This is a genomic window from Microcoleus sp. PH2017_34_RAT_O_A (genome assembly GCF_020737885.1).
Lineage (GTDB): Bacteria > Cyanobacteriota > Cyanobacteriia > Cyanobacteriales > Microcoleaceae > Microcoleus.
In genome coordinates this window covers 1-24102 of record NZ_JAEQDD010000053.1, presented here as the reverse complement: position 1 = coordinate 24102, position 24102 = coordinate 1, and the positions used below count along the sequence as shown (strand labels likewise).

Here is a 24102-nt window from a genome sequence, read left to right as displayed (position 1 = left end):
CTATAGAAAATTCAGCAGAAGAGAAGTGAGCGACTCCAGAATACTCATAAAGCTGCCGCCCCCAGTGCGCGGCTCCGTTGGCTTTTGGCGGGCCACAATTGCTTCTGCTAGCTGCTTTGACAATTCCTGACCTTGGGGATTTCCTTGAGTGGTAAAGAGTTGGTTTGCTCTTGCAACATCTTGAGCCGCGCCGGCGAAGTCTCCCAAGTCAGCGCGAGACATACTGCGCGCAAAATAAACCGCAGCTATATCCGATTTCAGATTCAGGGCTTGATTGTAATAGTCAATGGCGTTTCTGTAGTTTCCCGCTTGAGCTTCCAGCACTCCCAATCGGTAGAAGTCTTCTGCGGTACCAATATTAGTTGGCATTCCTCTAGCACCCAGCAGTTGGGCGTTAGTTAAATTGGCGTCAGTTAAATTGGCGTTGCTGAGATAGGCGCTTCTCAAGTCAGCACCGCTGAGGTTTGCCCCCGTCAGGTTTGCTCCCGTCAGGTTGACGCCAAACAAACTGGTGCCGCTGAGGTTTGCCCCGCTGAGATCTGCCCCAGTGAGGTTGGCTCGGCTGAGGTTAGCCAATCTCAAGTCAGCGCCTTTGAGATTTGCTCCTGTTAAGTTGGCTAAAACCAGACCAGCGCTGCTGAGGTCGCAGTTTGGGCACTGTCGGGTGGCTAGTAATTGTTGCGTGTGTTGAATGTTCTCGGCCTGTGCAGGGGCTAGAGGGGCGATCGCGCTCAGCAGCGTTGCAGCAGCCATGATTCTGAGTTTCATCTTAAGCATCCAAAATCCCAATTAATAAATCTAAAATAGCTTTTATCGCAGCAATTGAAAATCTAGATCGCAGACATTGCTAAATATTGCCAGATTCTCAGCTATCTATCCCAGACATCATACATAGGGCTGACGCACGAGTGGTCAGAAACCGGGTTTTTTAGGAAAATCTTTCGTTGTAGTCCACAGATTAGGTGAAAAACCCGGTTTCTTTGCCCTTAATCCGTCCAGGACTGATACATTGAAATTCACCAGAAAGAATTGGTTGAAAGCCCCAACCCTTTGAGGGAGAAATGAAAATCAGACTATTCATTACTCCAATCCTCTTCCTTCTAGGTAGAGGTCGCTCTCAAACTGTCAACTGTCAACTGTCAACTGTCAACTGTCAACTGTCAACTGTCAACTGTCAACTGTTGAAGGTCTCACCAGAGTTTCAAATAAACGTTTTGCTATCAATAAATTAGGGTAACAAAAAAAATGTTACCCTTAGTATTGGTTCTCGCCAACCATAACATTTAAGACGTAAATTAATCAATCGTGAATCGTACCGTCAGGCATCGTCGCACCCTTAAGATATACTCCGCTCAGGTTAACTTTTGTCAGGTTTGCTCCCAACAGGTTTGCCCCGCTTAAGTCTGAGGCACTTAAAATTGCTTCAGTCAAATCTGCCCTAATTAGGCTCGCTCCCATTAAGTCGGCTCCGCTGAGGTCTACTTTAGTTAAGTTGGCTCCAATTAAATCTGCTTCTGTGAGAACGGCCCTTCGCAAGTTTACTCCGTAAAGGTTTACTCCGTGCAAGTCTGTACGAGAGAGTGTTGCCCGAGATATGTTGGCTCCGATTAAACTTGCTTGGATCAGGGAAGCTCCACTTAAGTCTGCTTTGCTAAGATTTGCTCCCATCAACTCAGCTCGATACAGGTTAGCTTCAGCTAAAAGTGCTTCGGTGAAGTCGGCTCCAGCTAAGTCGGCTCTGCTCAAATTGATCTGGCACAAATTGGCTTTGCCAAAGTTGACTCTGCTGAGTTTGGCTTTGCTGAGATTGGAGCCAATCAAGTCGGCTTCAGACAGATTGACTCCAATCAATTCTGCTTCGTAGAGGTAGACTTCGTGCAGGTAGACCCCACTAAAATTTCTTTCTCCTATTCCGTATAGCTTGAGCAATTCGTCAACGTTCATTTTGGCTTCTCTACACCTTTTAAATGAACAATACTCTCCGCAAGCTGCTTGCACCGGATCTTCTGCCATTTTAGACTTGAGATGCTAAAAGATTCACGCCCAGTACAAGACTGCCCTAGACCGTTTGGGGAGGTTGAAGGACAAAACAGGATGCTTGTTCACCTGGGTAAAAATGTTTAACAAAAATGTCAATGTTATCGTACTTCCTAACTAAATCAAAGAATTCTCGCTGGAAAGTGCGATCGAGGCCATAACTTTTTATGGCTAGTTGAGGTTACTGAGTATTTGTGTGATAACGATCACTAATTAATGTTAGTAGTATCACATAGAAGCAACGTTTTCGATCACGACAGGCAGGCGAAAATAGCCGATAGTGGTACTGTGATGTTGAAAATTTGACAATCCCACGGTAGACGTGTTTTACTCAACTGGCGATCGAGCAAGTAATTTCACAGAGGCCTGCCCGCGTGCCGTGAAAGTTGGTTGCACCGTCACTCGGCGCGATCCGCTTCGGCCCATCAGAGTGCTAATGTCTCAGGATTTCTCACAAAGGGAAAGCCAGAAATACACTTCTGGGAGCAGGATAATCTGTGTCTAAATGTGCTTCTAGCTAGCGTACAGACCAAGGTTATATGCTAGCTATAAATCGCCAAGACATTCGCAAAAATTACCAAAAAACACCAGAAAAACCATGATATATGTTTAACAAAAAGAGAATAAATGGTATTCCTTAAAAGTCAACTATTGCAGCTAATGTTGCGGTCGATCAGTTAACTGATATCAGTATTAGCAATGATGCTTGTGCCATCCAATACCAAACTGACTCATAAACCGGGTCTTTCACCAAAAGACGCGTTCCAGCCCTTGCTCCAGGTAAAAAAAAACAAGCTTCTGAGCATCTGAGTAAGTCCAGGCATGAAAAAGTTTAATTGAGATAGCTTGTCTATTCCTTTCTTGGCAAGCAAAAGGCGAGCATTTAGGAGGGGAGAAGATTTTTCTCCCCAGTCAAAAAAAACAATTGTATAGTGCGAATCCTCGTGAGGTAATTGATATGGCTGGAGTATGTAAACTTAGCATCACAGAGACCACAGAAGAACTAAAAAGCCTGTTAACCGAACAAAAAACGGCAAGCGGCTTTCAAAAAATTCAAGCACTTTACCTGTTCAAAATTTGTCACGTTAAGACAGTTAAAGAATTGGCAATGACGATCGGCGTAAACCGCATTACTGTGCAGCGGTGGCTGAGAAAGTACAGATCTGATGGACTTGAAGGACTCCTGGAAACCAAGCACAGCGGTGGCAGGAAGCCGGCGATTCCTCCTCTGGCCCGCGCTAGTTTGGCAATGCGCCTCAGCGATCCCCAAAAAGGCTTTAAAAGCTATGGAGAAATTCAAGAGTGGTTGCAGCAGGAATACAGCATAGAAGCTTCCTATAAGGCCGTTTACGCAACAGTCAGATACCAGCTCAAAGGCAAGTTGACGAAAGTTTAGATAGACAGTTCATCCCAAGTCTGGTTAATCACCGTCCAATTGTTGATACTCAGAGTTTAAAGCTGTTGATGACTTTGGTTGTCACTAAAAACTCACTACTTCTTTTTGAACTAAGATCGCTCTCACCAACTGCCGATCGTATAAATTATCTGTTGTGCCGATTGGGTTGAGGGGGAAAATATTTGATGGTTTTCCCTGGTTGGTGAAAGATGCTTAAGCAATGCGCCCGAATTCATAACTTGCAAGTTGTGTCTAATTTGCAGGTTTTGTTATAGAAGAATGAAGAAGTCATTAGTCATCAGTCATCAGTCATCAGTCATCAATAACGGCTTGCTTCAGGATAAAAAGAAGGAAGAAGCCAGCCTTTAGTTATCGTCGCGAGAGACTTTTCTTTGCAGTTGATCGCATGAGTAAAGCGATCGCGCGCCAGAACTTCCCAACCATCAGTCATCAGTCATCAATAACGGCTTACCTCAGGAGAAAAAGAAGGAAGAAGGCAGCCTTTAGCGATCGTCGCGAGAGACTTTTATTTGCAATTAATCGGATGAAGAAAGCGCACGCCAGAACTTCCTAACCATCTGGCGGGGCTGGTATATGTAAAAAAATGGCAGCGACTAAGGCAAAAACCGATCCAAAGCAGCTTTCAACTCTTCTATTTCGGTATCGATATTGCCTTCTTTCGCGGCTCTGGCAATGCACTGAGTTAAATGTTCGTCAAGAATGATTCTTGCTACGCGATCGAGCGCGCCTCGAACTGCTGCAACTTGCACGAGAACTTCGGGACAGGGACGGTTTTCTTGTACCATGGTTTTGATGCCCCGGACGTGTCCCTCAATCCGAGATAAGCGATTAACCAGCCGTCGCATCGATTCTTCATCGTGATGGTGAGGGTGGACTGATTGATTGTCGTGATGGTGGTGGTGGGAATTTGAGGGTACGGATTTGTCAGTAGAAGTGTCAGATATAATCATCAGGGTTGTGCCATTTGAGATTTGAGATTTGAGATTTGAGATTGGGGATTTGGGAATAAGTTGTTCCGTAGTGGTTTAGAACGCTGGACTACAGTTTAATTCTTTTTTTGAAACTGGTATTACTAGGGAAATTTTTCACGTTAGAATTGAGAATATGTTGAGTTTGTGCTGGCTCCAGACTCGTGTATTGTAGCTGTGTGAACGACCCAACACTCTACCCGAAGCGGGTAGAGTGTGGGCTTCCAAGTTCAAGGGCAACAGCCTCGGCGACAGTGGATTTTTGCCCATATCGTTTTGGTCTTACATTGCCTCCCTTGGCAGTAACGCTGGTTCCCAACGTCAATAACCGTAAGCCTTCATTTTTAATATTGATTGCCGCGTTAATGTCTCTGTCGTGTCGATTGCCACAGTGGGCACAGTCAAATTCACGCACAGATAGATCCATTTTTGGCAGCGACAGTAAAGTATTAGAACACAGATGAGATGATGGAAAAAATCGACCTACTTCTAGATAGACTTTGCCTTCTGCTTCTGCCTTATATTTAAGCATGGTGCAGAATATTCCCCAGCCAGCATCACTGATAGATAAGGCAAGATTGTGATTTTTGACCATGTTCTTTACTGCCAGATTCTCGACCACAATCACTTGGTTTTCGTTAACTATCTTACGGGATAGTTTGTGTCGGAAATCTTCACGCACTCTAGCTATTTTTCCGTGGACTTTGGCTACAGCACCTGAAGCCTTTCGTCGTCTGTTGGTAGTTCGATCCTTTTTTCTGGATAACTTACGCTGTTTGCGTTTGAGGTTACGTTCGTGCTTCTTCAAATGTCGAGGGTTCTGGTATTTCGAGCCATTAGATGTAACTACAAAGTCTAGTAAACCGAGGTCAATACCAATGGCTCTACCATCTTCATTAGCGACTGGGTTTTCTATACCATCATCCATCAGTAGGGAGGCGTAATAACGACCATCAGGCATTCTAGATACCGTCACAGTCCTTAATTTACCAACAAGAGCGCGATGAATTTTAGCCTCAACCACTCCAAGATTACCAGGGAATTTAATCTCAGTATCGCTCAGAATTTTAACGTTCTGAGGGTACTGCATTGATTGTCTACCTTGACGTTTCTTGAAGGTCGGATATCCTGTTCGGCCATCAAAGAAATTGATAAAAGCTTGGGACAGATTAAGTACAGAGGACTGGAGGCATTGCGAATAACACTCTTTGAGCCATTCATGCTCAGTCTTCCATACTGGAATCTGTTTCTTCATCATCAAAGCCGATATACCTTTCCCAGTCTCCTTATAGGTTTGGGACATGGTAGCCAGAGATTGATTCCACACCCATCGAACACAGCCAAAAGCCCCTGCCAAATGACTCTGCTGTTCTTGGGTAGGATAGATTCTGACTTTGACTGCTTTTAACACGATGCTTTTATCACAAAATGCTTACATATGATAACACAGATACAGACCAATCAAGGGATTTTGTTCGCCTGCTCATACACCCGCGCATCTCCCGCTGGCTGTGACGAGAGCGCCTTGTGCGCGGGTGCAATCGGCGGACGATCGCGCATTCATCCCGTCGCTCACGGATTGTACAGGTAGAGCGCGGGGATGAATGCTGTTTCAGCTAAATATATTTAGGATCTTCATAGCGGGCGATTATTGACTCCGCTCGATCGCACGCCTTTACCAGAATAACCCAGACTAACAAAGATTGACGCTATGCGACTATTTAAGTTTTTTGGCTCCGCACCCCGCACCGATCGCTGGTTCGGACTCATTTTAGCAATGACGATCGCCCTGAGCGCTCTCTTCATCAATGCTGCACCCGCTTCTGCCGCAGACGGCAAAAATCCGCCCAACTGGCAGGAACAGCCCAAAAAAGCCGTGCAGCAAGTACATTGGAGTTCCCCAGCAACTCTCCCAAATCCGCAAATGCTAGCGCTGCGGAGCCCGGAACTCCCGGTGGCTGTGGCGGCAGATACCAGCAGTTTTGTGACGGCGGCAGTCGATCGAGTCGGGCCTGCTGTTGTCCGGATTGATACCGAGCGCACTGTCAGCCGCAACCTCGACCCCTTAATGGAAGACCCCTTCTTCCGCAGATTTTTGGGAGAAGATTTGCGGAGCATGACGCCCAGACAAGAACACTTGCGGGGTCAAGGTTCTGGCTTCATCATTGACAAAAACGGGATTGTGTTAACCAATGCTCACGTGGTTGACAAAGCCGATCGAGTAACTGTCACCTTAAATGACGGCCGGACATTTCCAGGAGAAGTCCAAGGTACTGACGAAGTAACAGATTTGGCTGTTGTCAAAATTAATACCAAAGGTGTTAACTTGCCCGTGGCAGCACTGGGAGATTCCGATGCGGTGAAAGTCGGTGATTGGGCGATCGCCGTGGGCAACCCCCTCGGATTTGACAATACCGTCACTTTAGGCATTATTAGCACTTTGAAGCGATCGAGCGCAGCCGTCGGCATTCCCGACAAGCGCCTCGATTTCATTCAAACCGACGCCGCCATCAATCCCGGCAATTCCGGCGGGCCGCTGTTGAACAGCAGAGGAGAAGTGATTGGCATCAACACGGCGATTCGGGCGGATGCAATGGGTATTGGGTTTGCGATTCCGATCGACAAAGCGAAAGCCATCTACGCCCAGTTAGCCAAGGGAGAACAAGTCAGCCATCCGTTTTTGGGGATTCAGATGATTGCTTTGACTCCGGAAATGGCCAGAGAGAATAATTCTGACCCCAATGCTCCTTTGATTGTGCCCGAAGTTACAGGGGTATTGGTGATGCGAGTTGTACCCAATACGCCTGCTGAGAAAGCCGGGATTCGGAAAGGAGATGCGATCGTTCAAATTGAGGGCCAGAAAGTGACTCAACCCGAACAGTTGCAAAATTTGGTGGAAAATAGCCAAATTGGTCAAATTTTGAAACTGAAGGTGCGCCGGGGTTCCCAGGTTAAGGAAGTTGCTGTGACAACTGCTCAATTGAGAGATTTTTAGAGCTGAAGGAGAAGGGGGGAGATTGTTAAAAACTCCCCCCAAAAAGTTTGTAGTGAGGACTTTAGTCCTATCTTGATAGTTCTAGCTAATAAATGACTTAAACGGAGTGGAAAATATTGAACTCAAAAAAGTCACACAGCTCTAATTTAATGGGTTATGGAGGTTCCGATCGCTCCTGTGCGATCGACCCACAACAGTCAATCAACTCTCAGCAGTCGATCGATCATAGCAATCGATATGTTATCTATATTCGTGTGGGTTCGTAAAAAAAATCTGGAATGGAAACAGTTATTTTTTCCAAGACTGCCCTTTGATATACATAATAAGCAACAGCAAGATCAAGGATTCCCATACCAAATGGCGAATATACGGTTGGCTTGTGTATGTCTAAAGTGAGTTTTCCTTGAATAAGTTGATCGATAGTTCCTGTAACAAAATCTCGGTTTCCAACTTCTTGCTCGGTAAGATGCAAAGATGTTGCAGATTTTAAACAGTGATCTACATCATCGACAATGTTGTTTGACTCAAGAATAATTTTTGATGATAAATCTCGCAAAGATAAATGCAAAATAATTGGATTGTGGGAAAAGACACTAATATCGTCAATATATGGTGCATCAGCCGTTGTAGTAAAACTAATCAAATCACAAGATGAAATCAGGTTTTCTTTGGTCGATGAGATTTGAACTTCCTTGATTCCTCTCTCTTGAGCATACTCTTTCATCGCCATACTGTACTCATCAGCTAAGTCAAACAAATCTAGTGCAGATATTGTCCAACCAGTATTTAGCAAAAATTTCAAGACATAACGAGCAATTAGTCCGCATCCAACAATCCCCAATCTTTTGACTGTTTTTGGTTTGATAAGATTTTGGGCTGCTAAAACTGCTGAAGCGGCGGTTCTAGAAGCACTTATAATCGAGCCTTCAAGACAGGCTATTGGATATCCAGTTTCATAATCATTGAGAATAATCACCGCAGATGCACGAGGGATTCCATGGGCGATATTTTTGGGAAAACTGGCAATCCATTTTATCCCTGAAATATTGAATTCTCCTCCCAAATGTGCAGGTAAAGCAATGATTCTCGCTTCTGGCTTTTCTGGATATTTCAAAAAATAACTATCTGGGTTTATGGTGTTTTTGTCTCCATGAGTAAGATATGCTTTTTGAACTAAATCAATTACATTCGCATAGTTAGTTTGGAGTATTTCATTAACTACTGAACCAGAAATAACTGTAAAATTTTGCTCTATGGTGTTTGTTTTCATGGAATTAATTTTTATTGGTCTTTATATTGCGTTAAGGCAATGAGGAAAGCGTTCCGAAACCCACCGATCGTCATAAATTGTATCTAGGTAGCTCTCTCCTAAATCAGGACTTATTGCTACTATACTTTTCGCTGCATCCAGTTTATGTGCATAAGCTTTGATGCCTGCCAAAACTGTTCCAGTCGAACCTCCGACTAAAAATGTTTTTTCGCGTAGTAAATATCGACACATTTTTATCGTGTCCTCTTCTTTAACTACTACAATATCATCAATTAGACTTTTATCTACCAATTCTGGTTTTCGACTTGTACCTAGTCCTGGAATATATCTTTTACTAGAAGGTAAATCGAAAGTAACCGAGCCAAAGGTATCAACTGCAATAACTTTTGTTTTTAGCTTGCGATCTCTAATGTATTCAGCACATCCCATTAATGTACCTGTAGTACCTGCACCAATAAATAAGTAATCAACCTCTGAAAAGCTTTCAAAAATTGAATGTGCTGTACTCAGATAATGTGCATTTTTGTTCTCGCAGTTCGCATATTGATTCAGCCAAAATAAATTTTTATTTTCTTTAAGCAATCGCTTAATTAAATCAATTCTGCTATTTAAAAATCCTCCATTTTTATCTCTATCTTTAACAATTACAAGCTCGGCTCCGAACAATTTTATATATTTCTCATTCCTAGACGAAATGTTTGGATCGCTGATACAGGTAAAGCGATATCCTTTAGTCGAACAAGCTAGGCTAGCCGCCACTCCTAAGTTACCAGACGAAGATTCGATAATATGGGTACGATCCGGTGATATCTCTCCTTTTTCTTCGAGAGCCTCTATCATACGTATAGCAGGTTTTATTTTGATAGACCCTGCTGGATTAAATCCTTCAACCTTCAAAAATATATCTGCTTTCAAAGACAAAAAATTGTTTAATTTACAAAAAACTTTGTCGAGAACCAGTTCCAAACAGTTTTCAGCAATCAATGGAGATATCATCAAACCTGAGCAAGATGATTTGAAATTCTCAGACAAAATTAAGGGTGTTTCCGTATCTGGTGCATCGTAAAAATTCATAAATTTCTTAAAAGTCTTGGATGGAGAATAAACAGTTTATGTGATGTTTATGTTTTGCATACTTTCGAGCTTTCTCTATCAATAATATCATGATGTTATTGCTTCTGGGATGGGGGGGGTACCCCTCATCTCAAAATGACATTCCACAAGTATTATGGAAGATAAGAATGTTAAGTATCTGAACAAAAAAAACTACAGATTTGTATTGCCTTAAGGAATGATTAACAACTATGCTCACATCTGACTCGAAAAAGATTCAGTTATTACGTTATAAGGGACTTATTATGGTGCTGGTGGGGGCCACCTTGTGGGGACTTTCTGGTACGGTGGCACAAAGGCTTTTTCAAGATGAGGGATTTACTCCTGGTTGGCTGGTAACAATGCGCCTGCTAATCTCAGGAATATTGTTATTAATAACTGGATGTTTCCGAAAGAATTTCCATCAAGTTTTTGCTGTGTGGCACGATCCCAAAGATCGGATTCGATTAGTGATTTTTGGAATTATTGGTATGTTGGGAGTACAGTATACCTATTTCGTGGCAATTCAAACCGGTAATGCTGCTACAGCAACCTTATTGCAATATCAGGCTCCATTATTTATTATGGTTTACTTAGCAATAAAGTACAATCGAATTCCGAATTATCAAGAGTTTATAGCCCTAGGATTTGCCCTGTTAGGTACATTTCTTCTCGTAACAAATGGATCTGTTCACCAGTTGTCTGTCTCCAGCACATCAATAGCATGGGGATTAAGTTCTGCAATTGCACTTGCATTTTACACATTATATCCATCAGGTTTGCTACAACGTTGGGGTTCTGAAGTAATCATTGGGTGGGGCATGATTATAGGAGGTATTGCATTATGCCCGATCGCTTCTCCTTGGCAAATTCAAGGTCAACATTGGTCTGTAATTACTGGTTTGTTAGTAAGTTTTGTGATTGTATTTGGCACAGCAATCGCTTTTTATCTCTATATAGACAGTCTTCGATACATTACACCTACAGAAGCCAGTTTATTAGCCAGTGCAGAGCCTTTGTCGGCTGTAGCTGCATCAGTTATTTGGCTTCGCTTACCACTGAGTCTTTTTGAAGGTATCGGTGGACTATGTATTGTTAGTACAGTGTTGATGTTGTCGCTACGTCCCAAAAATCCCAGCAAAACATTATAAAAATCAACTAGAAATATCGTCGATCGGAGGGAGAAACAATCAGTTTTTTGATATGTCTATATATCAAGAAAAATTATCAGCTTGCAGCCGTTAACTAAACTGTAATTTAAATCAATAGAGGTTCATACTAACCGTGAAAACAAACAATCAGCCTTGTAATTTTTTCTTAATGACTGAAAATAGCTTTCATCCAACTTATTTAGTGTCACAATGGTACACCAAATTCCAAGGAAACCCATTTTTTAGAGGTATTCTCATACGAGATGATAAAAATGATGCTTCACACCAGAGTAAAGAGCGATTTCATCAATTACATCAGAAGGAAAAACTTTTAACAAGTGATTCTCTACAGGAAATCCAAACATTATATGGTGGACTTAGTAAGACGGAAGAAGCTATGATAAGATTATTTGGAATACCTGCATTGGCACAAAACTCATTTCAAAAAAGTATCTTTTTAGGTAAAACTATAAATAGTGAAAAAGTGAAGGAGTGGCTACAAATAGAATGTAAAAATGAAGGTAAGATTTGTATGTTTGTGTTTTTGGATAAGATTCTTAGTCCTTGGTGGATTGAATTGACAGAAGGTAACATTATTAATGCTCATTCTGCTGTTCTTCCTTATGCAAGGGGTATGTTTGCTGTCGAAAATATGGCATCTCGTGGTGATATTGAAGAATTTAAACGAGTTGCTGGAGCGTCTGTTCATTATGTAGATGAAGGCGTAGATACTGGCCCTATTATTCGGGCTGTCAGAATACAAAATCCCTTTGAATTTCAATCTTTGTCGGAGGTAAAAGCTTATAGTTATAAGCTGGCTTTCGATCTTCTGATACAACAAGCTTCAGAAATGATCGAAAATCCTCAAATACAATCTGTGGGGATCAAAGCCTATCCTACACTCATCAGTCCTGTATTTTCTAGAAAAGACTACACTCCCCAGGTCGAAGAACTCGCCGAAAAGAGATTTATAGAAATGAAACAAGATTCAGTCAACGCTATAAAAACAAAAACAACCTATAAGAAAATTCCTACGGGATAGATCCTCGACTTCTTTAAGAATTCGGGGATCTGGGTATAAAGTAAAGTCACCAGCCAGCAGATGCTTCCCAGTCGGTAATCGCTGCTTGCTGCCATGCTTCATCCTCATCGGTTAATTCATCGCTCAGTTCATCCAGCAATAAACAGGCTTCTACCATTGCCTGTTGTTCTTGTTGTTTGCGCCATGCTTGCAATAAAACCTCAACTAGCCGACTGCGATTTCTACACGCTGGTCAATGTAACGCACTAACTCATCTGGCAAAGAGATATAGCAATCCTAAATCATTATCAAGGTTATGATATAATTATATGCAATACTTGATTGTCACAAAAAGATGAATAAATTACAACCACAAAAAGTATCCGCTCAATAATTCGGGGTAGCAGAGAAAAAAAGTAAGCAGAGTAAAAAAAGTGTTATAAAATAGGACACATGACGCCAAAGACTATTTCACAAGACAAGTCATCCTCCAATATACTGCAAACCATCGACCCCTCAGGTATTGCAGACCAATCAATGCGTCAGACAGTAGAGTTCTTACTGAACCTAATAGAGCAATTACAATTAAAAGTCAAAGACTTGGAGTCAGAGAATCAACGGTTGAAAGATGAAAACAACCGATTGAAGGGAGAACAAGGAAAACCAGACATCAAAGCCAACTCCAAAGGATTCAAAAGTCAGCACTCATAGCGAAAAAGAACGAAAAACGCCAACCAAAAAAGCACAAAAAAGGCAGTAAGAACGCCACAATTAAAATAGATCGAGAAGAAATACTAGAATACCCCACAGACCAACTGCCAGCAGACGCAGAATTTAAAGGATACGAACAAGTAATCATCCAAGATATCAGCTTGGCAACCGACAACATATTGTTCCGTAAACAGAAATATTACTCACCCTCACTCCGAAAAACTTATGTAGCAGAATTACCAATGGGCTACGAAGGAGAATTTGGACCAGGAATCAAAGCCTTAATCATCAGTTTGTACGCTAGGGGGTAATATGAGGATGCGGTAAACTACTGGAGTTTTTAGCCGATCTAGGTATTTCCATCTCAGCAGGTTATTTATCCAACCTGCTAATCAAAAACCACTCCGGTTTTGAAACCGAGAAAAAAGAAGTTTATGATTCAGGACTAGCGAGTAGCCCCTGGCAACACTTCGACCAAACAGGCGCGCGTGTAGCTGGAGTAAACCATACCACCAATATCATCTGCAACCCTTTATATACAGTATACTTCACAACAGCGAATAAAGACAGACTGACTGTCCTGAGAGGATTACAGCCAGGACGAGAACTAAAATTCATGCTCAATCCACTGACATTCTCACTAATTGAGGACTTCAAAATCCCGGCTAAATGGCAGAATGCTCTCAAGCTATTACCCCAAGAAACGGTGTTGGGTGAGTCAGAGTTTAATCACCTACTTAATAAGTATGTACCCAAACTGGGTGCTCAACAAGTTACCAGGATTAAGGAAGCAGCAGCTATTGTTTTCTATCATCAGCAAACTGATTGTCCAGTCGTACAAACTCTGTGTTGTGATGATGCTCCCCAATTCAAGTTAATCACTGCTGATAGAGCATTATGTTGGGTGCATGAGGGAAGGCATTACAAAAAGTTAAGCCCGGTATTCCATTGCCATCAAGTAATTTTAGGGAAATTTATCGAAAATTTTTGGGATTATTATCGGGAATTATTAGCTTATAAAGATGTTCCCAGTCCTGAAGCTGCACTGCTTTTAAGGTCGAAATTTCGGCGGCTTTTTGAAACTCCAAGCGGCTATGAATTGTTGGATGAACGCAAACAATTAACTGCGACAAAAGTATCGGAGTTGCTGAGGGTTTTAGAGCACCCTGAATTACCTTTACACAATAATCCCGCTGAGTTAGCTGCCCGAACTTGCTGTGCAGCGACGTAATATTAGCTATGCAACTCAGACGATTGAGGGTACGAGGGCATGGGATACTTTTATGTCTCTTGTTGCTACTAAGGAGTCAGTTGGGAATCAGTTTTTAAGGGTTATGTGCGTGACCGAATTTCTCAACTTGGAATTATTCCCTCTCTGTCCACTATTATTCGCGAAAAATCTTCTCTTTATCCCTTGGGCTTGTCTTGGCAACTAGATTAACTGCTACCCCTACTTATTGAGCCGATACGTATGTATGTTGATGTAGACCTTGGCAGGGCTCTCGCATGAGGACAAAAAAATGGTTGGCGATCGCGATCTACTGTCGCCCTCATGCGAGAGCCCCTACATAATACATATTTTGTTCTTTTTGTCAAAATATTCTACTGTACGGACGCTCTAGGTGCGCATTGCGCACCTTACAGGATAGAGGTTATCCTCCAAACTCTTTCTTATCTTCCAATCCCGACATATTGGAAACCAGCCGCTTCTAAAACCTTCTTATCTAAGAAATTGCGGCCGTCAATCATCACCGCATGAGCCATCAATTTGCCCATTTTATCGTAATCTAAATTACGAAACTGTTCCCAGTCAGTCACCAACACCAAAGCATCGCAACCGTCAGCCAATCTTTCCGCATCGGTTTCCACCAAAACTCCCGACAAACCGTGACGCATCCCAGTTTGAGAAACAATCGGATCGTAAGCTTTAACTTTCGCTCCCAATCTGTTTAAATTCTCGATTAAATTCAGGGAAGGAGCATCCCGCAAATCATCAGTATCCGGCTTGAAAGTCAAACCCAAAAGTCCGATTGTTTTGCCTTTAAGAATCTTCAAAACTTGCTGCAACTTTTCAATCGCAATCGAGCGCTGGCGTTCGTTCACTTCCACCGCCGCTTTCAGCAAATGCGCTTCATATCCGTAATCGTCAGCAGTGTGAACTAAAGCCGAGACATCTTTGGGGAAACAAGAACCGCCCCAACCAATGCCAGCCTGCAAAAACTTACTACCAATTCGCGAATCTAAACCGATACCTTTCGCTACTTGGGTAACATCTGCACCGACTCGATCGCAAATATTAGCAACTTCATTAATAAAGCTAATCTTGGTAGCCAAAAAAGCATTAGCTGCGTACTTAATCATTTCTGCGGAACTGATGTCAGTCATCACCACAGGTACCACAGGCAAAGACGGATTTTCTGCAAACTTGCGATCGACAATTGGTGTGTATAATTGTAGCATCAGATCCATCGCCCGCTGAGAGTTGCTGCCCAGAACAATGCGATCGGGATTAAACGTATCGAAAACAGCACAACCCTCGCGCAAAAACTCTGGATTGCTAACCACATCAAAATCAGCACCAATTTTTGCTGCTACTTCCTCACCCGTAGCGCCCTCACCGCTTTGAGCTTTTTGACGTTCAGCCAAACCATCTAATACAATCCTCCGCACCCAATCTCCCGAACCGATGGGTACAGTTGATTTGTTTACGATCACTTTGTAATCGCCGTCGAGGTGAGCGCCAATGCCGCGCGCCACCGCTTCCACGTAGCGAGTATCGCTTTCCCCAGTGGGCAAAGGAGGCGTCCCCACCGCAATGAATAAAATCTCCCCATGAGCCACTCCTGCTGCTAAATCTGAAGTAAATTCTAAATTTCCCGATTGAGAAGCAGAGGACATTAATTCAGACAGTCCGGGTTCAAAAATAGGTGACTGTCCCGATTTCATTAATTTAACTTTTTCTTCGTTGTTGTCTACACAAATGACATGATGTCCGATGTGGGCCAAGCAAGTGCCGGTGACTAAGCCAACGTATCCTGTACCGATGACGCAAACACGCATAGAAATGTCCTCAAAGTTAGTAAACAGTTGACAGTTGACAGTTGACAGTTGACAGTTGACAGTTGACAGTTCTTATTAGTCAGATGGCAGGCAGATTGAGGAAGCAAAAGGGAATAGGGAATAGGGAATAGGGAAGAATGAAGAATTAAGAAGTAAAAATACTCCCCCTCTCCTCCTCTCCCCCTCTATCTCTCCCTCTCTCTACTTTTGGTTTCCCTCGATGCGATCGCGAAAATCTTTCACAGTTAACTCTAAACCTTTATCCAGCGGCACAGTTGGTTCCCACCCCAACCAATTTTTAGCAAGAGTAATATCCGGTTGTCGCTGTTTTGGATCGTCTTGTGGCAGCGGTTTGAAGATGATTTCCGCCCCTGGATTAATCATATTTTGAATTTTCTGTGCTAACTCCAAGATAGTGTATTCGCCGGGATTCCCCAAATTCATCGGCCCGATTTTGTCGCTATTCATCAACCGAATAAATCCTTCCACCAAATCGGAAACGTAGCAAAAACTCCGGGTTTGGGAACCGTCACCGTAAACAGTCAGCGGCTCATTCCGCAAAGCTTGCACAATAAAATTGCTGACTACTCTGCCGTCATTTTCCAACATCCGGGGGCCGTAGGTATTGAAAATTCGGACAACTCGAATGTCTACCCCATTTTGGCGGTGGTAGTCAAAAGATAGGGTTTCAGCTACTCGCTTCCCCTCGTCGTAACAGTTGCCACAAAACGCTGCCTTGCCGTTGCGGCGGACGCAGATTACGTGATTTTTAACATTGACACAATAAACATTTCCCGCATAACGAACTGGTTCGGGAGTTACGAGATTTGCATCTTTTGGAGGGCGAATATTAACGCGATAAAGATCGCGACCGATTGCATGATTGACTACCGTTGCTGCATAGCCGCAGCGCATTGCTAACTCTTGTACGTCATCAGCCAATTGCTTTGATTTAGTGTAATAAGCGTAGGCATTTCCTTTTTGAGAGCCATCTCCCAATATCAAAGCTTTGAACAAAATTAATGACTGTCGCTGAGACAGATTTAGGTATTCTCGCGGTATGTATTTGTCACCAGACTTGCCCAGAGGCAGCAAAATTTCTGCTAATTGTTTGCTGCAAATCCGAAATTGATGGTCGTCGGAGTCAAAAAACTTGAAAGGAGTCCGCTGGAGACACTCTGCTATTGCTGTCCGTCCTTCTGGATTTACTTGAGCGATTAATATGTTGTAATCAGCAATATCATAATCGCAACCGTTAACGACTCGCGCTCGCCTGCGGACGTGAACGCAACCTTCGGAAATGTAATAACCCAGAAATTCCAGCCAATCATCCATCCGCACCCGTTCGACATTTACTTTAGCATTGCGCGGCGGTTCTCCTAATTCAAACCATTCTTGTTCTGCCGCTAAAAATTCTGCTCCCGTGATGGCTCTTTGATGGTGCCAATATACATCTGTATCGGCTTGGAGAAAGTTCAATTTACCAGTGCGGTTTTTGACATACATCCAGTGATTGGGAGTCACACAAAAATCAAATTTAGAATTGGCAAATCGGAGCAAGTTACCCACATAAGGCTGCACGATATGCTCGTCAGGAACGTGATATTCAATCTGATTGTCTGGATTGAGAGTTGCTACGCGAACTCCCGGCTGTAAGTTAGGAAAAGGAACCCAACCGTTTTCTGTCAAAATTTCAGTATTCTCGTCGTAACAACTGCGAATACCTATACAATTAACGTTACCGCGATAGTCTTCTGTTTGGGGATGGACATCTGGATCGCCGTAAACTTCTGATGTGGAAGCCAGAAAAAATCTGGCCTTCACCCGTTTCGCCAATCCCAACATATTCATCGTGCCGATGACGTTTGTTTTAATTGTCTTGACAGGATTGTACTGATAGTGTATTGGGGAAGCTGGACAGGCCAGATGGTAAATCTGATCTACCTCTAACCGAATCGGTTCCGTGATGTCGTGGCGGATCAGCTCAAAATAGGGGTTGTCCATCCATTTGAGGATATTGCGCTTAGTCCCGGTGTAAAAGTTATCCAGGCAGACTACCTCGTGTCCTTGGGCCATTAAGCGATCGATCAGATGGGAACCGATAAAACCCGCACCGCCTGTGACTAAAATTCTCATGGGGGAAACTGCCGTTCTGTTTAGAGGGTAAGACTGTGGTACAACAATTCAGTCGATCGAATCAAACTTGTTAATACAATAACAAAATATCGATCAACAATGTAAAGACTTATCCGCAACCTGGATCAAATCTTTAATTAACTTAGCATTGTCAGAATATATGCAACAGATTGCGAGCTAGACTGGAGCTAACCTAGTTAATTTTACTTACACTTCTATAATTCCGAAAAAATACTGTTGACATTATCTCCACAGTGACTATATAATTATAAATCTTAATTTTTGGTGCCATTTTTAGTTAACAAACATTAGTTAGCAAACGAAAGATAAAGTCCTTACTATAAACTTAATAATGACTAAAGTCCTGACTACAAACCTAATAATTTTGCAACAATTATGAAAGTTGGTATAACTCCACGAAAAAAACATCACACCGAGAAACCGGGTTTCTCGGTGCGATCATATCCAGTAGCTTCATCCCTCATTGGATTTGATATAGCAATCCTAAATCATTTGCACAATTGTTGTAGGGCTCGAACCACGTTCGGTTGCCCGATAGATAGGGTAGGCAAAGAAAGGTACTACCCTACAAATTTATCTTAATTATTTAGGATTTCTATATGAGTAAGTTAAGCACACTCTAACCGTACAAAGACTGTACCCATTCCCATTCTTGCCTCAATCCTTCTCTCAAAGACACCTGTGGCTGATATCCCAAGATTTTCTGAGCTTTCGATGCGTCAGCGCTAGTATCTCGTGCATCTCCTTTGCTCGATTCTAGGTAATTGATGCGAATCGGGCGATCGACAATGCTTTCCATCGTCTGAATAACTTCCGCCAAAGCAACTCGACTTCCCCCTCCAATATTAAATATTTCCCCGACAGATTCCGGCACTTTAGCGGCAGCTAAATTAGCGGCAACGCAATCGCTGATAAAAGTAAAATCTCGGGTTTGCTGTCCGTCTCCGTAAATTGAAATCGCTTCGCCGCGCAAAATTGACTTAAAAAATATGTGAAATGCCATATCGGGACGCTGGCGAGGCCCGTAAACGGTGAAATAGCGTAGGATGGTTGCGGGAACGCCAAAATTGTGATGATAAAGCGAAGCCAAACGTTCAGCAGCTAATTTGGTAATCCCGTAGGGAGAAACTGGTTGAGGGCAGGCAGTTTCGGAAGTAGGAAAAGTTTCAGCATTGCCGTACACCGACGAAGACGAAGCCAATACAAACTTTTTCAGTTGCGGTGCATCTTTGGCGGCTTCTAGGAGTACCTGAGTTGCATTGATATTGCGTTCCGTATAGCTGCGGAAACCGTATCCCCAACTAGCACGGACTCCTGCTTGGGCTGCTTGGTGGTAAATGACTTCTGCATTTGCTAATAGCGGTTTCCAATCCAAAGATAGGATATTACCCTCAATTAGTTTAAAATTTGGATGTTTTTCAAAATGAGCGAGATTTTTTCTCTTTAATTCGGGATTGTAGTAATCGTTGACTTCATCAACTCCGATTACTTGTTCACCTTGGTTTAAAAGAGTTTCGACTAAGTTAGAGCCGATAAAACCTGCCGCGCCTGTAACAATATTACTCATGGGTTGATTGTTGATTGTTGATTGTTGACTTCAGCATATAAAGCCTCGTATTGCTTTGAGGATATGTGGCAGGTCATAATTAACCATATTTTCTCGTCCGCGCTTGCTCATATGTTGAGCTTCCTCTGGATGGTCTAAAATCTATGCCATTGCTGTGCTATTCCGTTGATATCTCCCAACTTTACCAGCAAACCATTGCCATTTTCTAATAAATCACGAGTGCCTCGAATTTCTATACCGATGACGGGGACTTCGATGCAGAAAGATTCCATGACGCAATTAGGAAGCCCTTCTTGAGAGGAAGCAATCAGAGTAGCTACTGAGGCACGAATCAAAATGGGGATATCTCGTCGCAAGCCCAAAAAATGTACTTGCTTTTGAATTCCTAATTCTGATGCTAGTTCTCGCATTTCCTCCAAAATTATGCCATCTCCGACCAAAGCTAAGTGTACTTGAGGTCGAGCTAGTTGGGCAAATGCCTTGAGAATATTGCCAGGGCGCTTGCGGGGAATAAATTCAGCCACCGACAAGAATAAAGGGTTTTCCGACTATAGTCATGGGCTGGAGATGAAACATCGGGGGCGATCGCGAGGGATTGCCCCTAGGAAATGCTAGAAATAGAGTTGCTGAGTTTTTGCCACCTGTACCAGTTGGGTCAGTATTGTGCAAAAAGTGCGTGCGATCGCATATCTGATTTGGTTTAGGCTAAGACAGAAAGGGCGATCGCAGCCATACCTCGCTAGAATTAAAAGTGGAATTATAGTAAAATTATAGTTAGCAGTACGATCGGCTAAAAAGGAAGGATTAAACTGTGCAACTAGAAGAATACTTCAACTTTCTAGCACCTGATGACATTCGCCTGAAAGATTCGCGGATTGGAATTGAAACTATCCTGTACGAGTACATTTATCGTGCTCGCACCCCAGAGGAAATTGCCAATATTTACACTTCGCTGAGTCTAGAACAAGTTTATGCGACCATTCTGTATTATCTTCACAACAAAGAATCTGTGAGCAATTACATCGCTGACTGGTTGGAATGGGGACGCAGAATGCGAGAGGAACAGCAGCGAAACCCGTCGCCTGCGGTGCGGAAACTGATGCAGTTAAAGGCAGAAAGAGAAGGCAAAAAGGCGAAAAATGCTCAAATATCTCATGGATGAAAATGTTAATCCAGTTTATATTAACCAACTGCGCCGGCGGGAATCAGATTTGATAATTCGGGCTGTGGGAGAACCGGATACTCCTCCCAAAGGTACGTTAGATCCAGAAATCCTAATTTGGTGTGAAGTACATAACTTTGTGCTGCTGACTAATAACCGCAAGTCAATGCCGGTACACTTAGCGGATCACATTGCCCAAAATCGCCACATACCCGGTATTTTTATCTTCAACCCCGATATGGGTATTGGGGAGACACTGGACGAGTTGATTGTGATTGCGGGAGGTTCTTTTGATGGGGAATATCAAGACCAAATTATTCACTTGCCAATTCCTTGAATTCGTTGAGGCTTGGGTTTTCACAAAGTCCGATCGCCCTTGTGTGAAAAACAGCAAGATACGCGCGTGCGTAGCTATCCTGTAGGGAATCGCCATTCCCGATTTTAGTGGCTTCCTCCCAATGACATCTGAACCCAGCGGCGAAATAGTTCCACAGCAATACAGTAGCAACCATTAATTTCTTTAACAACATCGTGGCGTTCCAGAGTTTTTAATGCTTCCTGTAAACTTGTTTCATCCATCCCTATTTCTGTACTCAGCCTGTCGAAATTCATGCCTTGTAAGTGAGGTGCTAATGCTGTTAAAATCTCTTGTTGTCCCGGTGCGCCTTCCGCTGCTTGACCCCAAACTCCTGTAAAATAGTAGCGACCTCTGGTGAAAAATTCCGGGTCATTGATGACTGTTTCTACATCTTCTACGGTAAACATTGGATCGCGGGGGCGTCCCATTTCAAATACTCGATCGTTGTAGTGGCGTACTAACAGGAATCCTACCAGTTGCGTGAGGTAGGGTTGGCCGTGAGTTAGTTCATAAATGCGATCGAGTGCTTCGGGTTTATAGTCTAGGATAAAGTCATCATCGGGATTGGCTAAAACTTGGCGAGTTGCACCTAGACTCAGGAAACCAACTCGGATGGGGATAATGCTAGCAAAAAGAGGATTGAAATAATCTCCGGTCATTTCATCCAAGGTGTGCAATCCAGCAAAAGCTAAGGCAACTTTAGAACTCATTTGCAGTATTCCTCGCAAAAAGCCGATAAAATCTGGATTGATTTTCCCAGCCTTAATCAATTCTTCAATTTTTTCAAACTCGTCTAAAGCAACGATCAATCCACTTTCTATATTTGCTACTACTTGTTCGATGTAGCGTCCAAAGGTGAGATAGGGTAGATTGAGTAAATCGCGATCGGCTGGAGGTGCAATCTTGACCGTTTTGGCGATCGCATCGGTGATGAATATTAGTAGTTCGCCGACTCCCTCAGAGCAATCTCCCACCCGCAGCAAATTGACATAAGCCACCTGTACCTTTGCTCCTAAGCAGTTGGTAGCATTTAACAAAATCGAAGTTTTCCCCATCCGCCGATGACCGTAGAGAGCCACAGATTGCAGGTTATTTCCCTGTACATCCTTTAGCTGTCTGATGATATCTTCGCGGCCGACAAACAGATTGCCTTGGACTGGATCGCCAATTACATAGGGATTAGTGACAGCTTTAGTAATTGAAATATCTCCGATTTTTCCTGTAACTTGCAGTAAAGATTCTTGCCATTTTTTAGCGGTTTGAATAATTAAATTTCGTTCGGCTTCTGGTAGAATATCTGGAGTATCGAGGATAGTTTCAAGTTCACCTAACGATCGGTTGAGGGCAAGGGAACGGGCAGAACGAGATACGCTATTCTGCACGACTTGCACATCGGCAATTACCCGCCGTAGAGAGGCAATTGCTTGCCAAGTATTCTCGCGTAGCCGAGGTGAAGTTGGGGAAGGTGGGAGTTTCAGGGAAGCAATTTCGGCTAGTTCTGCTGTTTGGTGAAAGCCTGTGAGAATTTTCGCTAAGGCGAACATCTCCTCTCCATAAAGCAAATCTCGGACTATGGCAAAAGCCTCTGTGGCTTTGTCTGGTTCTTGTTCATGGAGATACCAGAAACCAGCGGCAGAGGCACGGGCAGGAGTATTTAAACTAATTTCTATTTGAAAACGATCTTGTATTTGTTGTTTCCAAGGTATGAATGAAAAACTTTGTACTGCTCTTGACTTCATTGCTTCACCGAGAGAAACTGAGGCAAAACGCACCAAGTTCCAATCATAAAGATCTTCTGATAATTGAGCGACGCGATAGATAAGTTGGTCTTTTGGTGTCTCTGCTAGCACGCGATTTACAGCTTGAACAACAGGGATAAACTGAAGAGTAAATAGTAATAGTTGGTTAATGTTGTGCAATCCTGTTTCCCAATCCCGCCTCAGCCAATGAGCTATTTGAGAAGACAGGTAGGGAATGGGAAGTGGGGTAATGTGAGGAAATTGTCTATTTTGGTGTTGACGTTGGAGTAAGGTAAACGGTACAGCGAAAAGCCAATTTTCAGGACGTATCCTCGCCACGCCGGACGCTACGCCGGACGCTACGCCCAACGCCACGACGGACTCCACGCCTAACGCCACGACGGACTCCACGTTTGAAGCCGCGCTTAACATCACGCCCAATACCACGTCTGACGCCGCGCCGGACACCACGCGAGACGGCACGCCGAACGCCACACCGGACACTACGCTGGACGGTATGCCGGACGCCATGCCCAACACGATGCCCAACGCCACGCCCAATACCACGCCAGATGCCATGCCAAACGCCACGCCCAATACCACGCCAGACTCCACGCCTAATACCACGCCAGACTCCACACCAAACTCCACGCCAGATCCCATGCCGAACGCCACGCCCAACGCCACGCCCAACGCCACGCCGCGCCAATCAATAGAAATGCCTATTTCCTCGGAAAGTCTACTCAAGCCTACGGGGATAGCAAACATTAACACCAAGGCTTGTAGAATCAACTGACGTTGGACGGAATTTTGACGCAACCACTCCCACTTTTCTCGCCAGGTTTTGGTATCTTCTAAACGAGATTCACTTCCAAAAGTATACTCATAACGCCTCACAGCTTGAGGAAAGAAAAACACCCAATATAATAATCGCAGGTAGTCTAAAGGATTCCACAAAGAAAGAGGACGTTTCAGTTTGGGTGCTAAATCTAAGCGAGGAATGGGGGGATGGTTTTGATTCATAAATAGGTGGGATGAATGAATTTAAATATGGGTGATTAAGTATCGTATCCAGTAAATCAACCACGATTCTTGTAGGGGCGGGTTCGCCAACCATTCATGACAAAAATCAACAATTTCCTAAACCCGCCCCCACCCCACCAACCAAATAAATGTACCGCGAATTTATTGGTAAAATGTGAATCTTGGCTGGGGAGGGCAGGTTTATGAGATTGTCTGTTTTAGCCAATTATTGTTGGTGAACCTGCCCCTACGAGATAAATGTGAATATAAATCTCGGCTGGGGAGGGCAGGTTTTTGAGATTGTCTGTTTTAGGCGATTATTGTTGGTGAACCTGCCCCTACGAGATATTGGATTGTGCGATCGCATATCTATC

20 protein-coding genes and 4 pseudogenes are annotated in these 24102 nt (G+C 43.4%); 9 read left to right on the top strand and 15 right to left on the bottom strand.

Annotation, left to right across the window (positions count from 1 at the left end; all coding sequences use genetic code 11):
* The 3 genes from JGK11_RS18505 to JGK11_RS18495 form a co-directional block, all read right to left on the bottom strand.
* A complete protein-coding gene (locus JGK11_RS18505; protein WP_293175501.1) occupies positions 1–768 on the bottom strand; it encodes a pentapeptide repeat-containing protein in 768 nt (255 codons plus the stop codon).
* Positions 769–958: 190 nt separating this feature from the next.
* The gene (locus JGK11_RS18500; protein ID WP_293175499.1) at positions 959–1081 is read right to left on the bottom strand and encodes a hypothetical protein; all 123 of its coding nucleotides are present in this window, start codon (positions 1079–1081) and stop codon (positions 959–961) included.
* A gap of 218 nt (positions 1082–1299) precedes the next feature.
* Positions 1300–1944, bottom strand: coding sequence for a pentapeptide repeat-containing protein (locus tag JGK11_RS18495; RefSeq protein WP_293175497.1), 645 nt, complete (start codon positions 1942–1944; stop codon positions 1300–1302).
* Between the two features lie 1051 nt (positions 1945–2995).
* Here JGK11_RS18495 and JGK11_RS18490 point away from each other — a divergent pair.
* Entirely contained in the window at positions 2996–3433 is a 438-nt protein-coding gene (locus tag JGK11_RS18490; RefSeq protein WP_293175495.1) for a helix-turn-helix domain-containing protein, read from the top strand.
* 406 nt (positions 3434–3839) lie between these two features.
* Positions 3840–4007, top strand: coding sequence for a hypothetical protein (locus tag JGK11_RS18485; protein WP_293175493.1), 168 nt, complete (start codon positions 3840–3842; stop codon positions 4005–4007).
* A 40-nt stretch (positions 4008–4047) separates the two neighbouring features.
* Here JGK11_RS18485 and JGK11_RS18480 read toward each other — a convergent pair whose 3' ends face one another.
* Positions 4048–4404: a metal-sensitive transcriptional regulator gene (locus JGK11_RS18480; protein ID WP_293175491.1), complete on the bottom strand. Its 357-nt coding sequence runs from the start codon at positions 4402–4404 to the stop codon at positions 4048–4050.
* 214 nt (positions 4405–4618) lie between these two features.
* Positions 4619–5833: an RNA-guided endonuclease TnpB family protein gene (locus tag JGK11_RS18475; RefSeq protein ID WP_293207527.1), complete on the bottom strand. Its 1215-nt coding sequence runs from the start codon at positions 5831–5833 to the stop codon at positions 4619–4621.
* Between the two features lie 300 nt (positions 5834–6133).
* On the opposite strand from JGK11_RS18475, the gene JGK11_RS18470 reads away from it, so the two are divergent.
* Positions 6134–7417, top strand: coding sequence for an HhoA/HhoB/HtrA family serine endopeptidase (locus JGK11_RS18470; protein ID WP_293212433.1), 1284 nt, complete (start codon positions 6134–6136; stop codon positions 7415–7417).
* A gap of 244 nt (positions 7418–7661) precedes the next feature.
* Here JGK11_RS18470 and sbnB read toward each other — a convergent pair whose 3' ends face one another.
* Both sbnB and sbnA read right to left on the bottom strand, forming a co-directional pair.
* Positions 7662–8687, bottom strand: a complete 1026-nt coding sequence (gene sbnB, locus JGK11_RS18465) for a 2,3-diaminopropionate biosynthesis protein SbnB (RefSeq protein WP_293175487.1) — start codon at positions 8685–8687, stop codon at positions 7662–7664.
* Positions 8688–8708: 21 nt separating this feature from the next.
* Positions 8709–9761 (bottom strand): 2,3-diaminopropionate biosynthesis protein SbnA, encoded by a 1053-nt coding sequence (gene sbnA, locus JGK11_RS18460; protein WP_293191570.1) that lies wholly within the window; start codon positions 9759–9761, stop codon positions 8709–8711.
* A 230-nt stretch (positions 9762–9991) separates the two neighbouring features.
* On the opposite strand from sbnA, the gene JGK11_RS18455 reads away from it, so the two are divergent.
* Both JGK11_RS18455 and JGK11_RS18450 read left to right on the top strand, forming a co-directional pair.
* Positions 9992–10930 carry a DMT family transporter gene (locus JGK11_RS18455; RefSeq protein WP_293212432.1) on the top strand — a complete coding sequence of 313 codons (939 nt, stop codon included), beginning with the start codon at positions 9992–9994 and terminating at the stop codon, positions 10928–10930.
* Positions 10931–11063: 133 nt separating this feature from the next.
* The gene (locus tag JGK11_RS18450; RefSeq protein ID WP_293191572.1) at positions 11064–11972 is read left to right on the top strand and encodes a formyltransferase family protein; all 909 of its coding nucleotides are present in this window, start codon (positions 11064–11066) and stop codon (positions 11970–11972) included.
* Between the two features lie 46 nt (positions 11973–12018).
* Here JGK11_RS18450 and JGK11_RS18445 read toward each other — a convergent pair whose 3' ends face one another.
* Complete coding sequence (locus JGK11_RS18445; RefSeq protein ID WP_293175479.1) at positions 12019–12165, bottom strand: hypothetical protein; 147 nt, start codon at positions 12163–12165, stop codon at positions 12019–12021.
* Between the two features lie 239 nt (positions 12166–12404).
* Between JGK11_RS18445 and JGK11_RS18440 the strand changes: the two genes are divergently transcribed.
* Positions 12405–12662: a hypothetical protein gene (locus JGK11_RS18440; protein ID WP_293212431.1), complete on the top strand. Its 258-nt coding sequence runs from the start codon at positions 12405–12407 to the stop codon at positions 12660–12662.
* 616 nt (positions 12663–13278) lie between these two features.
* Positions 13279–13893, top strand: coding sequence for a hypothetical protein (locus tag JGK11_RS18435; RefSeq protein ID WP_293212430.1), 615 nt, complete (start codon positions 13279–13281; stop codon positions 13891–13893).
* Between the two features lie 440 nt (positions 13894–14333).
* On the opposite strand, the gene JGK11_RS18430 is transcribed toward JGK11_RS18435, so the two are convergent.
* The 6 genes and pseudogenes from JGK11_RS18430 to JGK11_RS18405 all read right to left on the bottom strand — a co-directional run.
* Positions 14334–15722, bottom strand: coding sequence for a UDP-glucose/GDP-mannose dehydrogenase family protein (locus JGK11_RS18430; protein WP_293177056.1), 1389 nt, complete (start codon positions 15720–15722; stop codon positions 14334–14336).
* Positions 15723–15923: 201 nt separating this feature from the next.
* Positions 15924–16442, bottom strand: a pseudogene (locus JGK11_RS18425) (NAD-dependent epimerase/dehydratase family protein); the annotation flags it as partial.
* 135 nt (positions 16443–16577) lie between these two features.
* Positions 16578–17057, bottom strand: a pseudogene (locus tag JGK11_RS18420) (LAGLIDADG family homing endonuclease); the annotation flags it as partial.
* Between the two features lie 366 nt (positions 17058–17423).
* Positions 17424–17858: pseudogene (locus JGK11_RS18415) on the bottom strand (GDP-mannose 4,6-dehydratase); the annotation flags it as partial.
* Between the two features lie 640 nt (positions 17859–18498).
* Complete coding sequence (locus tag JGK11_RS18410; RefSeq protein WP_293177054.1) at positions 18499–19446, bottom strand: NAD-dependent epimerase/dehydratase family protein; 948 nt, start codon at positions 19444–19446, stop codon at positions 18499–18501.
* A gap of 134 nt (positions 19447–19580) precedes the next feature.
* A pseudogene (locus JGK11_RS18405) lies at positions 19581–19979 on the bottom strand (glycosyltransferase); the annotation flags it as partial.
* Between the two features lie 278 nt (positions 19980–20257).
* Between JGK11_RS18405 and JGK11_RS18400 the strand changes: the two are divergent.
* A complete protein-coding gene (locus tag JGK11_RS18400) occupies positions 20258–20608 on the top strand; it encodes a DUF433 domain-containing protein (RefSeq protein ID WP_293177052.1) in 351 nt (116 codons plus the stop codon).
* The gene (locus tag JGK11_RS18395; protein ID WP_293177050.1) at positions 20586–20945 is read left to right on the top strand and encodes a DUF5615 family PIN-like protein; all 360 of its coding nucleotides are present in this window, start codon (positions 20586–20588) and stop codon (positions 20943–20945) included. The genes JGK11_RS18400 and JGK11_RS18395 overlap by 23 nt, the downstream gene beginning before the upstream one ends.
* Positions 20946–21049: 104 nt before the next feature.
* On the opposite strand, the gene JGK11_RS18390 is transcribed toward JGK11_RS18395, so the two are convergent.
* The gene (locus JGK11_RS18390; RefSeq protein WP_293212429.1) at positions 21050–23728 is read right to left on the bottom strand and encodes an ATP-binding protein; all 2679 of its coding nucleotides are present in this window, start codon (positions 23726–23728) and stop codon (positions 21050–21052) included.
* Positions 23729–24102 lie beyond the last annotated feature (374 nt).

Bases quoted from the DNA above. Each gene is read 5' to 3' on its own strand.
- JGK11_RS18505 (WP_293175501.1), bottom strand. From the start codon at position 768: ATGAAACTCAGAATCATGGCTGCTGCAACGCTGCTGAGCGCGATCGCC.
- JGK11_RS18500 (WP_293175499.1), bottom strand. From the start codon at position 1,081: ATGAATAGTCTGATTTTCATTTCTCCCTCAAAGGGTTGGGGCTTTCAA.
- JGK11_RS18495 (WP_293175497.1), bottom strand. From the start codon at position 1,944: ATGAACGTTGACGAATTGCTCAAGCTATACGGAATAGGAGAAAGAAAT.
- JGK11_RS18490 (WP_293175495.1), top strand. From the start codon at position 2,996: ATGGCTGGAGTATGTAAACTTAGCATCACAGAGACCACAGAAGAACTA.
- JGK11_RS18485 (WP_293175493.1), top strand. From the start codon at position 3,840: ATGAGTAAAGCGATCGCGCGCCAGAACTTCCCAACCATCAGTCATCAG.
- JGK11_RS18480 (WP_293175491.1), bottom strand. From the start codon at position 4,404: ATGATTATATCTGACACTTCTACTGACAAATCCGTACCCTCAAATTCC.
- JGK11_RS18470 (WP_293212433.1), top strand. From the start codon at position 6,134: ATGCGACTATTTAAGTTTTTTGGCTCCGCACCCCGCACCGATCGCTGG.
- sbnB (WP_293175487.1), bottom strand. From the start codon at position 8,687: ATGAAAACAAACACCATAGAGCAAAATTTTACAGTTATTTCTGGTTCA.
- sbnA (WP_293191570.1), bottom strand. From the start codon at position 9,761: ATGAATTTTTACGATGCACCAGATACGGAAACACCCTTAATTTTGTCT.
- JGK11_RS18455 (WP_293212432.1), top strand. From the start codon at position 9,992: ATGCTCACATCTGACTCGAAAAAGATTCAGTTATTACGTTATAAGGGA.
- JGK11_RS18440 (WP_293212431.1), top strand. From the start codon at position 12,405: ATGACGCCAAAGACTATTTCACAAGACAAGTCATCCTCCAATATACTG.
- JGK11_RS18435 (WP_293212430.1), top strand. From the start codon at position 13,279: ATGCTCAATCCACTGACATTCTCACTAATTGAGGACTTCAAAATCCCG.
- JGK11_RS18430 (WP_293177056.1), bottom strand. From the start codon at position 15,722: ATGCGTGTTTGCGTCATCGGTACAGGATACGTTGGCTTAGTCACCGGC.
- JGK11_RS18410 (WP_293177054.1), bottom strand. From the start codon at position 19,446: ATGAGTAATATTGTTACAGGCGCGGCAGGTTTTATCGGCTCTAACTTA.
- JGK11_RS18395 (WP_293177050.1), top strand. From the start codon at position 20,586: ATGCTCAAATATCTCATGGATGAAAATGTTAATCCAGTTTATATTAAC.
- JGK11_RS18390 (WP_293212429.1), bottom strand. From the start codon at position 23,728: ATGAATCAAAACCATCCCCCCATTCCTCGCTTAGATTTAGCACCCAAA.